A 13337-nucleotide genomic window follows, 5' to 3' on the forward strand; every position below is an offset into this window, starting at 1 on the left:
CCAGATACCAACGCCATTCAGCCTGCCTCATTCTACTAAGGTATGGACAGTCTGCTGATCCGAACAAGTTTCTGTATTAAATATGTATTATTCACTTAAAAAATAAGCCAATGCCGGAACTTATCCCAAAAGATGCCACCAATGCCTTCTTGGTATTTCAAAGAGGTGATTCAATAGACACTTATTATAAAATTAATAGTGTAAAAGTTTTTATTGATGAGGCTACCATAGGCAGAATCATCGAAGCCAATAGTGGAATAGAATTAGTCGGCTTTGCCCGTACCCAGCAAATATTGCCTAACATTTTCGATTTTGTTCCATTGCCACAGCCAACTCCCGAAGGTAATCCGGAGCCTGAACCAGCACCAACGCCAACACCTGCACCCGGAAATATGGTAAGGCTGAATATTGATGGGTATGAAGGGGTTTCAGACATTTTTCTGGCCGATACGAGCCTGAAGCTAAAGGACGATAACCGATTGAATATCCAACTGGCAACGCATAGTATCAGTCTTGGTGAAGGAATTGGCGAACGGCGCAGTAAGGTTGACTATGAAATTACTGATGCCGGAGGAAAAGTATGGGTAAAGGTTATTCAGAAAGAAGCGACCATAGAAGGCCGATTGGGTGGAAAGTACGGAAATAACCATCCAGACAAGCAATACTTAGGGTATCTGAACGAAGATTGTAATATTTATCTACCTATGAACAGAAACTACACCGTTAAAGTCATAAGCACAGGTAATATGGAAGTTGATTTCTGGATCCACCATCCGTGGAGTAATAACGGACAAGAAAGAAGGCTTTACAGAAGTGATTTAGGTATAAGTGAAACAGGCTCTTATACTATTCATATCGATGATTTACGGGAAATGCCTTCTTATGAAAGGGCAGTAAAGATTAATATTAACGGGAAGCAATAAACTGTTTCGTCCTTGACTGTTTTAAAAAGCTAATTAAAAGATCAGAGCAATGAACCGTTTAAGGTTTTGAACCTTGGCCTGTTGCTCTCTATAATAAACCACTTATCCACACAACAATACCATGAATCACACCATTCTTATCTGGGCATTTGCCTCAGTCTCAATCTTGCTTTTTATGTGCTGCCTGCTACTCAGCATAAAACTCTATAAGGTTATGGCCGATAATGCCACCCTACAATACCAGAATGCTTGTTTTACTGCCGAAACAGCACAGGAAAAAACCTTTGTCGAAATCTTTAACGATTTAACAAAAATCCTCAAGGAAATCAGGCAAGTCAACCGCCAGTTAGAGAATCAGGGTTTAAATATTCCACTTAAACAAGGATAACTATGCTCTTTCTGACTGCGGGACACCACAAAAAAGATGCAGGTGCTACTTATAATAGCCGCAAAGAAGCCCATGAAACCATACGGCTCCGAAATGCAATTACTACTATGTTACTCTCAAAAGGTATAGCTGTATGGAACGATTCTGACGACTGGGATTTAAGCCACACCATTGCCGAAATCAGGAAATACTCAGCACCAGAGAACATTATCTGTGATTTGCATTTCAATGCCGGAAGCCCCTCAGCTACTGGTTGCGAAGTATATATACCTGAAAATGCCGATGCCATCGAACAAACCCTTGCCCGAAAGCTAAGTGCTGCTATTGCTACAACCCTTGGCATTAAAAACAGAGGTGTAAAGCCCGAAAGTAACAGTCAGCACAAGCGTCTGGGGATTATGCGCCCTCAAGGTAAAAACCTGTTAGTCGAAATCTGTTTCATCAGCAGTAACTATGATATGCTGCAATATGATACCTTTTTTGATTTGCTGGTAGAAAGAATGGCTGAGGTACTGGGAAATCCTTTATGACATTTCCCTGCAGTAGCAAAGTCTATCGTATTACAAATACACAACACAAAATCCACACCATGAAAAACACACTTTTAGCTCTCAAAGACCAGATAACGAATCATCCTTACATGATTTCGTTTCTGGCATTGCTTTCTACACTCCTGAAATTCATTCTGCAATCGTGGCAGGTAGATGGCATTCTTTTTATTTTTCTGTTTGTGATGATTGGTATTGATACCTGGACGGGTATCAGAGTAGCCAGAAAACAGAAAAATTATGATTATAAGGTTCTTAAAGAGAAGTTTGTCAAGAAAGTACTGGGTTACATTATTTTCCTGATTGCTCTCTGGACTTTCACGATGATGCTTTTTCTGATGAACATCAAAGATGGTGAAACTGTTATTAACAGCTATTATCTGAACGTACCAATGATGACTACCATCCTGTTCTTTGCCGGAATAGAGTTTTTGTCAGTCAAGGATAACATCACTCATATCTTTGGTATCCGCACCCCTTCTTCTGTGGTAGGTAAGGTAGAAAGTTTTGTAGGCAATGGCGGAAAAGATTTTGGAAACTTAACTGATCAAAAAAAAGATGAATAAGCTGAAACTCATTATTGCCGGAGCAGGTATTGCAGGTATAGTGGCTGCGACAATCTGGGTGCAGCACGCTTTCAGAAGACTGGCGGAAAGTAATCAGTTTGAGCAGCAGAATAAGGTATTACAGGCAACCAATAAAATACTGACCGACTCTCTGCAACTGCACAAAACATGGCTCGCCAAAAGCCTGATAGACACCCGCAATGCTACCGAGCTTTATGCCCTCACCAAGGGTATGACAGCCTCTTTCCAATCGGTAATTAAGGTAATGCGGGATAGTGTCATCAGCATTAATCAGGATAGAGCTACGTTAGAAGCGAAAATACTTGAATTAGAAAAGGATTTAGACCGTGCGCGGAAAAAGAGAAAATTTTTATAGCTTTTTTACTTTTGGGTTTTCAGGAAAAACCACCTTCATTGGGGGTGGTATTTTTTCTTCAATTCTGAATTTTTTCCTACAAAAAGGAATCTAACGATATTATTGAAGTTTATTGAATGCTAACATTTCCTAATCTTTATATGGAATCACCTTAATAAGTTGTAGTCTATTTAGTTCTTCAACATCCCTTTTATTTTCAGGCGGAACAATACCGTTACGAATCCAATCTTCAACAATCTGTTGATCGGCAATGCCAAAATGCTCGCAGTAACGCTTTACAGTAAACCATTTTTCAGGTATATACTCAATGCCTTTTGATTTCAGGTAATCAACTACCTGATCCCTAAGTGCAACCCCTTCCATTATTATTTCTTCAAATGTCTTACCATCAAATATCGCTTCTTTGTTTTGCATGATATGATTCATTTTAGTAATATACCCAGACTCTCTTTAATTCATGGAAATTGATAGATAACCGCCAAATTAAAAACATTAATCAGATAAAAAAAAATCTGTTTTTACTTCACCTGATACTAAACCAAAAAAGCAGACCTTGGCCTGCTTCAAAGTTTTATAATTCTTATGCAATCCAATCTTTCAACTAATCTCCCGCTTAATAATCGAGCACTTTTCAAAAAGTTCTGATTGTTCGAAAGCTTTCAGTAAGGTATCGGCATTTTTTTTATTCATGGTTTTTAGTTTGCGGATATTAATCAACAATTCATCGTCTGATAAACTGTTCCACCAGGCGATACATTTTTCCCATCGTTTATTAGAGACCGGTATTTCTACTGGTGGTAAATAAAAATTATCAATCGAAGAGGTTCTGATGGCTGTTAGAGTACAGATAAATAGAAAAGCGATAACTGCAACCTGTACACTCCATTCAAAATACTTACCTTCAAAAGCAAAATACGAACAAGTAGCAAAGCAGGTGCAAATCAGATAAGAATACAAAATCGTATCTGACGGTTTTTTGGATATATTGTCTGTTTTCATCATGTGGAATCATTTACATATTATTAAATAGTAAAAAATTATGCCACGGTATTTTCTATAAATATAAATAGTTTTTTTTGCAAAAAACAAATACACACAATTTAATTTTATTATCTTTTAAGGATATTTTGGTGCTTAATTTCTTCTTTTTAATTGCCCGAATGCTTTAACCGAACCATTACTATAGAAAATTATTATCTTCAACTGGTCTCTGTTAGCAGAAAAATAATTATTCAAACTTAAGTTGAAGTAACGCCTTGCGTCTTTTGAGACTAATATATTATTAGGATCTTCTGCTTTTGTGGTGGTGTATATAACTTTTTCGGCACCTACAAGTAGCTTGGGTGAATTGAGACTTACAGAGGTACTGACATTTGATAAACTAATTGTATATTTAAGTTCTTCTGAACATGAATTAGTCAAAACATATATTTCTTCTTTTAGTGATGATTTCTGGATAGTAGAAAAGGCCTCTTTATTGGCTATCCTGTTTACCATACCGACCAGAGGCTTGCTTCCTCCATTTGTTATGGCTAATGACCCAAAGCCAAGACCTGAGATCAGAATTACAGAATAAAAGCTTTTCAGATAGCCTTTGAATCTTATCTTTCCGATAGCTTGTTCAGCATGTACATTTGGTTGGTTTGATTCCATGATGTAGTTGTTTAAAATCTGGTGATTTATTATTATTTGTTTTAAGATACTTAAATAATAACTATTCTGTTAAATAATTTTATTCTAAGGTACCTGTGGTATCATGATGGACTGAGTTTAATAAGACCTAATGTGCCGAAGAGCAGACTTTTGAGTACAAACAGCTAAAAACATTTATAATCACTAAGAAACTATAGGTGACTCATTAAACTGATTAAAAAACTCCTGGTGGGCATTAATGTATATTTATTGAAGTTCGTTGTTTGAACTTTGATTTATCTGACTAAACTGATACCTGAGAGTTAATTCATTCTGAATTAGAATAAAGTTTCGGTTTATCTCCATGTTATCCACAAATCCGGTAAATCAAGGTTCATTTTTACCTCCCCATCACCTGCTTGCGGTGTAGTAAGCCCCAGTAGTGGAGTTCTTCCAGTACTTTTTCCAGAGATAAGCCGTGTTCGGTAATGGTGTATTCAACCGTCGGCGGAAAAGTATCATGCACAGTGCGTTTGATGAGTTCGTTGGTTTCGAGGTTCTTTAGTTCTCTTGAAAGTGTTTTATCAGTTATGCCATTTACTTCTTTGGCTATTTGCTTAAACCGCTTTGGCCCAGTTGATAAAGCAAATAATATCAGTAATTTCCATTTGCCTTCCAGTGCTTCAAGCGCATCTTTTATCGAAAGCATGGTTTTGGGGCAAGTGCCATTTGTGAGCATTTTAAGTATCGTTTTATGATGCTATCTTATATGATAGCGCTATCCTAAAGGATAGTACTATCATACGGATAGCAAAATTACGTAATCTTGCGGCATAATTAAAACAATATAGCATTTGTAGTATTATGACAACCCACCAGACAAACTCTAAGCTCCTGAACATGACTTCATGGCTATGCCAAATTTTATTATCCATCACTTTTATTTGGGCGGCAGGTATGAAATGGTTTGAACCTATGGACCAACTTGCTCAAATGTGGCCCTGGACGGCCGATAACCCCCTACTCACTAAAATCACTGGTGTCTTTGATTTTGCGGCAGGGTTGGGTCTCGTTTTACCTATGGCACTCCTTATCAGACCGGTATTGACTCTCTATGCCGCTTGTGGCACTCTGGCACTTATGCTGGCGGCCATTGTTTTCCATGTATCAAGAGGAGAGTCCTCTCAGATTGGTTTTAATGTTTTTGTATTGCTTATGGCAGGGTTTATTGCCTGGGTGAGGGGTAAGAAAACAATTATTCATAAACAGTAACTACAAGATAGCCCTCTGGCTTTACCCTCGGTCAAATGATTGCAGCAGTTGTAGAATTGCCTGTGGAGTTACCAATAAATCCATCGTTTCTGGGTGGATAATATTCTTGTTATAGAGCGACAACAAGGTGCGGTTGAGGCTGCGGGTTGAAATACCAAGATAACCGGCCAGATCGATTTTTCTTAGTTTCAGAGGCTGATTTGAAAACAAATAAACCAGTTTCAGAATAGAATATTCGAGCGGATAATTCTGCTGATATGATGCGCGGCTGGCAGTCTGTACTAACCGGGTAGCCAGTACTTTCAGCACCAATTCATTAAAATTCCAGTTTTTTTGTAGCATTTCCATAAAATAACTGCTGGGTATTTTATAGACCTTTAGGTCAGTAATACTCACTACATTCGACAGGCTTGTTGTTTTATTCAGAATTTCAAGTTCGCCTATAATCTCACCTTCACCCAGAAACTCCAGTATAAAATCTTTTCCGTTGTTTTCAGTAATATAACACTTAACAACCCCACTCTTAAGTATATACACATAAAATAACTTTTCGTTTTGCAGAATAATGTTCTCGTCTGGCGCATAGTTTTTTTCAATAATACCCTTCTCAGTTTTAGCCAGTTCAGAAATCAGCTTCAGTAAATCATTGTTGTAGCGTATCATTTTTTGAGGGTCGGGACAAATGTCCTTTTAATGCTTTTCAAATACCAAGACCTTTGTATTATTGAATAGCAAATATAGAAAAATGCGGTGTTTTTTATTGGTTCCTGCACTCTATAAAAATCAGCTATGATAAAGGCTATAAGGGAAGCCTCTGAAGAAAATTCCTGAATTATGTTAAAACCTTTTATTAAAATGTTGAAAACCTTTGTTTCTATCGCAGGGTACATGATTTTACCTATGCTAAGCGTAAAAAAAACTGATTATGCCCGATTACCAAAAGTTGAATTACACCTGCACCTCGATTGTTCGTTGAGCTATGAGGTTGTGAATCAGATTGCGCCTGAGATAAGTTATACCGATTATCAGCAATCATTTATTGCTCCGCCCAAATGCAGCAACCTTGCCGATTATATCAAACGGGCAATGAAAAGCCTTGAAATAATGCAAACCAGAGAGCAGCTCAGGTTAGTAACTTTAGACCTGATGCAACGGTTGAAAAAAGACAATGTACTATATGCTGAAATACGATTTGCACCGCTGCTCCATACCGAAAAAGGACTGGCTCCAGACGAGGTTGTGAGGGCAGTAGATGAGGCTGTAAAAGAGGGAACTGCCTTAACTGGTGTTGAAGCCGGAATTATTCTTTGCACACTCAGGCATTATACGGCTCAACAAAGTATGCAGACAGTAAAACTGGTTGAAGCGTTCAGAGGAACCAATGTGGCAGGGTTTGATATAGCAGCCGATGAGGCCGGATATCCTATTGATAATCATGTTGAAGCATTTGTTTATGCCAGAGAAAAGCAACTGAATGTAACAGCACACGCCGGAGAAGCCAAAGGGCCTGAGAGCGTGTGGGAAACACTAAAACATCTGCGTCCGTCGCGAATCGGGCATGGCGTAAGAAGCATTGAAGATCCTGAGTTGATTCAGTTTCTGAAAAAGGAAGATATACATTTAGAGATATGCCCCACAAGCAATGTACAGACCAACGTAATTGACAATATTGCACAGCACCCGGCCGATAAAATCTATAAAAGTGGTGTTTCTATGAGTATTAACACCGATGCCAGAGCCATATCTAATGTTACATTGTCAGACGAATACCAGACACTGGAGCGATTATTCGGCTGGAGAAAAGATGATTTTCTTCATTGTAACCTGGAAGCCCTTAAACACGCTTTTATCCCGGAAGAGAAGAAAATTCAACTGCGGAAAAAACTGCTTGCAGGCTATCAGGAGTAATATGAGCTACTACTGGCGAAAAGCCGGAAATCTGTTACATTTAACGGGTCGGCATACAGATTTTAAAAAATAACCGTGTCATCTATAAAAGACACGGTTGATAGATAGCAAACAGGTTTAATTTTGTGTATTGTTTGAGTGTTTACACAAGGCCCAATAGTCGAGTATGGTCTGAATATTTCTCTTCATGGTTTTAAAATCTGTACTTTTCTGCACATAGCCTTGTACATTGAGTTGCAGATAAGCTTCGTTCACTAATTCAGACTGGTCAGACGTGGTATAGAAAACAAAAGGGATACTTTTTTTTCTGAGCTTCTCATCAGCCTGTATTTCTCTTTTCAGTTCTATACCTGTTTGTTTGGGCAGATTAATGTCACACAAAATCAAGAATGGAATCTCGTTTGTTGCAAACAGGTAATCTCTTGCTTCTTCGCAGTCATCAAACCATATTAAAGGGTGTTTTACTTCTAATGCAGAAAAAGCATCTTCAAGAAAGATTTTATCATCAACATCGTCTTCAATCAATATTACTGGTCTTTTATCCATATAATTTTCTAATTGGTTGCATCAAACATTAACCAATATACGGGTAAATTGTTTTTCGGATTGGGAAAAATCAGGGGTTCTAACCATGTTTTGGTATTATTCTCTGTGCTGATCGGGATAAATCAAGTTAGAGCATTCTAACTATTAACAAAACGTTTTGCCCATGCACGCTTCTCATAACAACACAATGTTTTGTCTGGTCACTCATCATTGTGGGGTTTCTTCTTTTAAACAGGCTATCTTCAGGCCACCACTTCTTCCCTATTTCGGATAAACGTTGCATCGTAACTACACTAACCGATAATTCGGGCTGTTATCCGGGAAAATCACGACATTAAACAACTTTAGCAGGCGGCTGGCGGCGGCTTCTGAAAATACTATTTATTAAACCCGTTGGGTGAAATTATTTAAAGAATTTAATATATCGTCCCTACGGGACTTTGCTTCTAATTTTGTTAATTTTTTCTACCGATATATTATCCCTACGGGATATTTTTTAGTCCCGTAGGGACGATATATCGGTAGTAGAAATAAGCTTTCGCAACAAAATGTATCCCGTAGGGATAATATACTTTAATTTCACCCAACGAGTTATTTATTAAGGTTTAATATGTTGAGTTTAGTACCTATCGGTGAGCTGAAAACTGCTCCCGTTTTAATGAGAATAGTATTAGATTCGGCGTTCAGGTCTGGTGGCAGTATAATGGCATGTCCCTCATTGATAATTACATCATTTAAACTGGTAGGTGTGCATTCGCATGACCATACTAAAGGATTGTTCCAATCCCCTGAGTTTATGCTATAAACAGGAATAGGGAATGAATTACTATTTGAAAGGTTGGTCTGGGATTTCAATTCTCTTTCATCACTGAATCCATCATTGTCAGAATCCTTTGATAATGGATTACTACCAATTATAGTCTCAAATAAATCTAACACACCATCATAATCGAGGTCAGAAGTCTCTGCATCATTTTTTACGTTCGGATTTAAACCTATCCTTGATTCAAATGAATTAACAATATAATCGCTATCATTATCCAAATCATAAATGGCAAATTGCCCAAACCCGATCATATCATTATTTTGTGCATACACGAATATTACCAGTCGGTCATTAATGATTGGTTGTGTCGTCGATTTTATCTTTAAAAGTCCATTAGAGGAAATTGTAGCAACTGTCGTATCCACGCTAAGTATATAAGTTGTACCAGATGAGCCTGGGGTAACATCAATTGTATTGTTAGTATCGTCTACAAAAATGGTTCTAAGTTGATAGCTATTACCTACTTGAACAAAGAAATTAGTATCGGCAGTTATTTTCAGCTTGCTTGCATTAAATAATTCAGTTGAAAACAATTCTTGCTTACTTGGTGGAGGCGAAAAAATATTCTCGGGTAATATGTCAATATTACTTATATTTTGCTGTTGAATTTGTTTTGAGTAAGCGAGCCTCAGTCTTATCATAATTTGTGCTTCGGTTCTCAATCTACTTGCCCCATCTACAATATTCAGTTTTAAACCCCATCTTTTAAACGCAGACCAAACGTCATCTCCAGTAAAAATTTCATCTACACAAGCCTCAACTGCATTTGTCAAAAACTGTTGATGTTGATGAGTCCAGTTTGCTATTTCCTCCTCAGTATTTACATTGTAATTAAAAAAGGATGGCCTTAGTTCTTTTTCAAAATGATAGTCGCCTAATTCGCTAAGGCAATCCAGTTTTTGTAAATATGGTGCAGGTGTACATTCTTTATCCATACCTGATACACACGGGCTCTGTGTAGCCATATTATCAAAAAGGTGCTTCACAAATCCACCTCCCCAGCCATTATCACCTGATTTATTATATTCATTAGCTGATTTATCATATATACAGGTAAATTGCTTCCTATATAAAAATTCTGGTTTATTTATACTTTCATTCAGTTTTCTTTGCAGGTAATTTGCATATTCAGAGGAGTAAGCTGCATCTTTTGGTTTGAAATAATTAGCAGGTTTTACCGGGTTGCTCCATTTTTCAGGATAATTGCATCTGGGCTGATTACACCTTACTTTATATTCATTACAACTACCCGTGTCGAAAATATAGTAAATGTTATTAATATAAGTTGAGTTGCTTAAAGCTGATTGCCAGATAATAGACTCATCTTCCCTACAACCATTAACCTGTAATGCTATGGCATTAGAAGACGTACCCGGATATTTTGTTGAATAGCCCGAGATTTCTGCGGTTTGTGTCAGTGGAATAATATTAACCTGCCTTGTAGTACCTGAATACCGTGTAGTTTTCTTATAAGCTCCCCTGCATTTATTAGCAGGAAAAAACTCTATACTTTCCCATTTTACGGAATAAACGCCAGCTGAATTTGGCCTTGCATATACAACATTTCGGTTTGCAGGGTCATATCTTATACCCTCTCCACTCCATACCAATGATGTGTTTTCTTCCTGATAATCAACACTTAAATTATAATAGGCAATACAATCATCAAAATTAGCCCATTTATAATGGGTATTAGTGGTAGATATGGATACATTATTGAGTCTGATTTCTATTTCTTCTCCTGTGCAAATCTGGGCATTATATGCCAGACCAACCAACTGTATATTTGAAGAAATATCATAGTTTACTACTTCATCCTGGGCATTTGTGCGTACAATATTGCTTAATAGTATTAATACCAGTATAAATATTTTCATTTTACATTTTTCAATTTATCCTTTAAATAAGTACAACATTAATCATTTTTATAGTAAGATAGCAAGGAAATTTATTTTAAGGCATATATAAATAAATATAACCCAAACCTATTCTTTACACCCTACGCCAACCGATAATTCGGGCTGTTATCCGGGAAAATCACGACATTAAACAACTTTAGCAGGCGGCTGGCGGCGGCTTCTGAATAGGTCCTGGTCAGATCTTCGTAGCTTGTGGCGTTGGTGATGAGGTGCAGGCGGCGGGGATTTTTATAGAGCCTGAAAATGTATTCTTCTATAAAGTTGATATGCGTGGAGGAGAAAGAAGCTCCTTTGGCCAATACGCTCCTTTCCTCACGCCCTACTTCGTCGATACAGATGTCGTAAGACTCATGGCCGAATTTGTTGCGTTTGTCGGAGATATAAAAGTAGTTGAAGGCCATGTCTCCGGCTTCTTTGTAGGCCTGCACCATATCCTGCGCCTCAACGATTCGGAATGAGGCAAAGGGGTTGTTCTGAAAGGCCTGCATCATAGAGGTTTTGCGGCAACCCACCGGCCCCATAATTAAAAACCCTTTGCGGGTATCGATCCCTTCATAAAGGTTACGACCATAAAAGTACTCTAAAAACATACGTAATTCTGCTTCACAGTACTGGTCAATAGCAAATTGCGCCCGGGCATCCTCCTGTGTTACAATAGACCGCCATTTGGCTATTATTATGTTTTTAAATTCATCAAAACTCAGTTGTAAGGGTTTCATGGCTTCTAATCGTTCTTTTTCGGCGGCTTCGTACCGGCGGCGTTCTTCTGCTTTTTTCTGCTCGTCTACTGTGCAGGCTACCTGATAATAGAAGTTTCCGGCAAAATCGTGCGCTAATGCTTCAAACATTCTGTCAAGCAAGGTTGCGTCTACCTTATGTAACCTTGCTTCCTCTGTAAAGAGAGTTTTCAGGTGTGGCAGCAGGGTATCAGACAGGCGTTTCTTCTTTTCCGAAAATATTTTTGCGTATGGGGTTTCCGCCAATGCTTCTTGGTTTTTCAAGGAATGGTTTCGCAGTTCTCGATGTTGCGGCGGCTGTGGCAGATTTATTTCCTGGTCTTGCATGGTTATGAATGATTTCGTTGTTCCATCGTTTCTGATTCAGGTAGGTTTCCAGATTAGCTCTGTATTTTTTGTCGGGTGTTGAGCGTACATAGTCTGGTATATGCTGCCACGCCAGCCATTTTTCTTTATAGCTGAGCGCATTCCATTTTTTTTCGCAGCGTTGGCGGTCGCCTATTTTTTTATCGTAGGTGTTCCAGATTGTCCTGAAATCTATTGTTTTTTCGTCGGGGCGGCGGTTGCCACAATCCATTCGCTGTTCGGGTCGAGGGCATACTGTGGGCGGGTTAACGGCATCATCAGATACTATCCCTGTTACTGACACTTCGGTTCCGGCTGTTTCTCTGTTTAATGGTTTTTTTAATTCTTTACTTTCTTGTTTATCTATCCTATTAATGCTTTGAGAGATGCTTTCAACCTGCTTTGGTGTGTGAATCGTCAGTGCTTTATCTAATGCTTTGTCGGTTGCATTGTCAGATACTGACAGGGCAATAATTGTAGAGGTGTACTGGTTTTTGCTCTCCTGCAATACAGCAATAAAACCCCAGTCAATCAGTTGATTAAATACTTTTTTATAAGTTTTGTAAGAGCGGATACTCAGCACTTCCATTGCTTCTGAGGTGGGGAGTCCGAATTTATCTTTCTGCCCAAGCCTGTTCCATTTTTCTACCACCCACATAAACAGGGCTGTATGCAGAGGTGTGTTGAGATCGGGATTTTCGAAGGCCCAGTCAAACCAGCGTCTTGTTAAGTTATAACCGTTCATAGTGAATGAGTGAATGGTAAATAGTGAATGAATGTATTGCTGTAACAATATGATCCGTGATTATTTTTTCGTAATGCCTAAAATCATTCAATAATTGTAATTGCCTGAATATTGGCTATCGGGAATGTCATGGTTATTTTTCTGTTGCCTCTTGGCTGGATAATCTCTATCCAGAGGGGGTGTTTGTCAGATTCTGTGAACCGGTGTTGCAGAAATCTGCCCTGTTCGGGCAAGGGCTGTGTCTGGTAGACTGGTATGGGTTTTGAAGTAACGATTATCTCGTCGCCTTCGGTTAACTGGTCGATTTGTTCTTCTACTGTTATCATGGTCTTGTGTGGTTTTTTCATTTCAGCATCTCTTTTTGAACTATGGGTTATTTCACTACTGATGGCGGAATGAATGTTTCGTTGTTTTAAAAAGTTGTAACTAAATACCTTGTGTCTCCTTCTTTTTGTTAATAGTATCAAGGTTTTGTTCTGCCGGATTATTAACCCTGACAGACAGCAGTAATATCAGTGCCAGCATGGATACTATCAAAAGGACGGCCAGCAACAATGGTGTGCCGGAGAAATGATTGTGTGGTTGCATTTTATTGTGTGGTTTTCA

General features: G+C 38.4%; 18 protein-coding genes. 7 read left to right on the top strand and 11 right to left on the bottom strand.

Annotated features, from left to right (window positions below; all coding sequences use genetic code 11):
• The first annotated feature begins 110 nt into the window (after nucleotides 1-110).
• From H1R81_RS13160 to H1R81_RS13180, 5 genes are all read left to right on the top strand, one after another.
• The gene (locus H1R81_RS13160; RefSeq protein ID WP_181841188.1) at nucleotides 111-923 is read left to right on the top strand and encodes a hypothetical protein; all 813 of its coding nucleotides are present in this window, start codon (nucleotides 111-113) and stop codon (nucleotides 921-923) included.
• A 121-nt stretch (nucleotides 924-1044) separates the two neighbouring features.
• The gene (locus tag H1R81_RS13165) at nucleotides 1045-1311 is read left to right on the top strand and encodes a hypothetical protein (RefSeq protein ID WP_181841189.1); all 267 of its coding nucleotides are present in this window, start codon (nucleotides 1045-1047) and stop codon (nucleotides 1309-1311) included.
• Between the two features lie 2 nt (nucleotides 1312-1313).
• Complete coding sequence (locus H1R81_RS13170; RefSeq protein WP_181841190.1) at nucleotides 1314-1841, top strand: N-acetylmuramoyl-L-alanine amidase; 528 nt, start codon at nucleotides 1314-1316, stop codon at nucleotides 1839-1841.
• Between the two features lie 59 nt (nucleotides 1842-1900).
• On the top strand, nucleotides 1901-2425 hold the full coding sequence (locus H1R81_RS13175) for a phage holin family protein (protein ID WP_181841191.1): 525 nt from the start codon (nucleotides 1901-1903) through the stop codon (nucleotides 2423-2425).
• Entirely contained in the window at nucleotides 2418-2801 is a 384-nt protein-coding gene (locus tag H1R81_RS13180) for a hypothetical protein (protein WP_181841192.1), read from the top strand. Before H1R81_RS13175 ends, H1R81_RS13180 begins: the two co-directional genes overlap by 8 nt.
• Nucleotides 2802-2930: 129 nt before the next feature.
• Here H1R81_RS13180 and H1R81_RS13185 read toward each other — a convergent pair whose 3' ends face one another.
• From H1R81_RS13185 to H1R81_RS13200, 4 genes are all read right to left on the bottom strand, one after another.
• Nucleotides 2931-3215 (bottom strand): hypothetical protein, encoded by a 285-nt coding sequence (locus H1R81_RS13185; RefSeq protein WP_181841193.1) that lies wholly within the window; start codon nucleotides 3213-3215, stop codon nucleotides 2931-2933.
• Between the two features lie 183 nt (nucleotides 3216-3398).
• Nucleotides 3399-3803, bottom strand: a complete 405-nt coding sequence (locus H1R81_RS13190; protein ID WP_181841194.1) for a hypothetical protein — start codon at nucleotides 3801-3803, stop codon at nucleotides 3399-3401.
• Nucleotides 3804-3935: 132 nt separating this feature from the next.
• Complete coding sequence (locus tag H1R81_RS13195; RefSeq protein ID WP_181841195.1) at nucleotides 3936-4454, bottom strand: hypothetical protein; 519 nt, start codon at nucleotides 4452-4454, stop codon at nucleotides 3936-3938.
• A 379-nt stretch (nucleotides 4455-4833) separates the two neighbouring features.
• Nucleotides 4834-5142 carry a winged helix-turn-helix transcriptional regulator gene (locus H1R81_RS13200; protein WP_409013555.1) on the bottom strand — a complete coding sequence of 103 codons (309 nt, stop codon included), beginning with the start codon at nucleotides 5140-5142 and terminating at the stop codon, nucleotides 4834-4836.
• Between the two features lie 191 nt (nucleotides 5143-5333).
• On the opposite strand from H1R81_RS13200, the gene H1R81_RS13205 reads away from it, so the two are divergent.
• Nucleotides 5334-5705 (top strand): DoxX family protein, encoded by a 372-nt coding sequence (locus tag H1R81_RS13205; protein ID WP_255463127.1) that lies wholly within the window; start codon nucleotides 5334-5336, stop codon nucleotides 5703-5705.
• Nucleotides 5706-5726: 21 nt separating this feature from the next.
• Here H1R81_RS13205 and H1R81_RS13210 read toward each other — a convergent pair whose 3' ends face one another.
• The gene (locus H1R81_RS13210) at nucleotides 5727-6368 is read right to left on the bottom strand and encodes a Crp/Fnr family transcriptional regulator (protein ID WP_181841198.1); all 642 of its coding nucleotides are present in this window, start codon (nucleotides 6366-6368) and stop codon (nucleotides 5727-5729) included.
• Nucleotides 6369-6560: 192 nt separating this feature from the next.
• On the opposite strand from H1R81_RS13210, the gene add reads away from it, so the two are divergent.
• Nucleotides 6561-7613, top strand: coding sequence for an adenosine deaminase (gene add, locus H1R81_RS13215; RefSeq protein ID WP_229251121.1), 1053 nt, complete (start codon nucleotides 6561-6563; stop codon nucleotides 7611-7613).
• Between the two features lie 117 nt (nucleotides 7614-7730).
• On the opposite strand, the gene H1R81_RS13220 is transcribed toward add, so the two are convergent.
• The 6 genes from H1R81_RS13220 to H1R81_RS13245 all read right to left on the bottom strand — a co-directional run bounded on the left by H1R81_RS13220 (nucleotide 7731) and on the right by H1R81_RS13245 (nucleotide 13319).
• A complete protein-coding gene (locus H1R81_RS13220; RefSeq protein ID WP_181841199.1) occupies nucleotides 7731-8159 on the bottom strand; it encodes a response regulator in 429 nt (142 codons plus the stop codon).
• A 591-nt stretch (nucleotides 8160-8750) separates the two neighbouring features.
• The gene (locus H1R81_RS13225) at nucleotides 8751-10862 is read right to left on the bottom strand and encodes a hypothetical protein (RefSeq protein ID WP_181841200.1); all 2112 of its coding nucleotides are present in this window, start codon (nucleotides 10860-10862) and stop codon (nucleotides 8751-8753) included.
• Between the two features lie 122 nt (nucleotides 10863-10984).
• Nucleotides 10985-11887: a hypothetical protein gene (locus H1R81_RS13230; RefSeq protein ID WP_181841201.1), complete on the bottom strand. Its 903-nt coding sequence runs from the start codon at nucleotides 11885-11887 to the stop codon at nucleotides 10985-10987.
• On the bottom strand, nucleotides 11832-12731 hold the full coding sequence (locus H1R81_RS13235; RefSeq protein ID WP_181841202.1) for a hypothetical protein: 900 nt from the start codon (nucleotides 12729-12731) through the stop codon (nucleotides 11832-11834). Before H1R81_RS13235 ends, H1R81_RS13230 begins: the two co-directional genes overlap by 56 nt.
• An 83-nt stretch (nucleotides 12732-12814) precedes the next feature.
• A complete protein-coding gene (locus H1R81_RS13240) occupies nucleotides 12815-13078 on the bottom strand; it encodes a hypothetical protein (protein WP_181841203.1) in 264 nt (87 codons plus the stop codon).
• 79 nt (nucleotides 13079-13157) lie between these two features.
• A complete protein-coding gene (locus H1R81_RS13245) occupies nucleotides 13158-13319 on the bottom strand; it encodes a hypothetical protein (protein WP_181841204.1) in 162 nt (53 codons plus the stop codon).
• Nucleotides 13320-13337: the final 18 nt, after the last annotated feature.

This window comes from Emticicia sp. BO119 (genome assembly GCF_013912375.1).
Lineage (GTDB): Bacteria > Bacteroidota > Bacteroidia > Cytophagales > Spirosomataceae > Emticicia.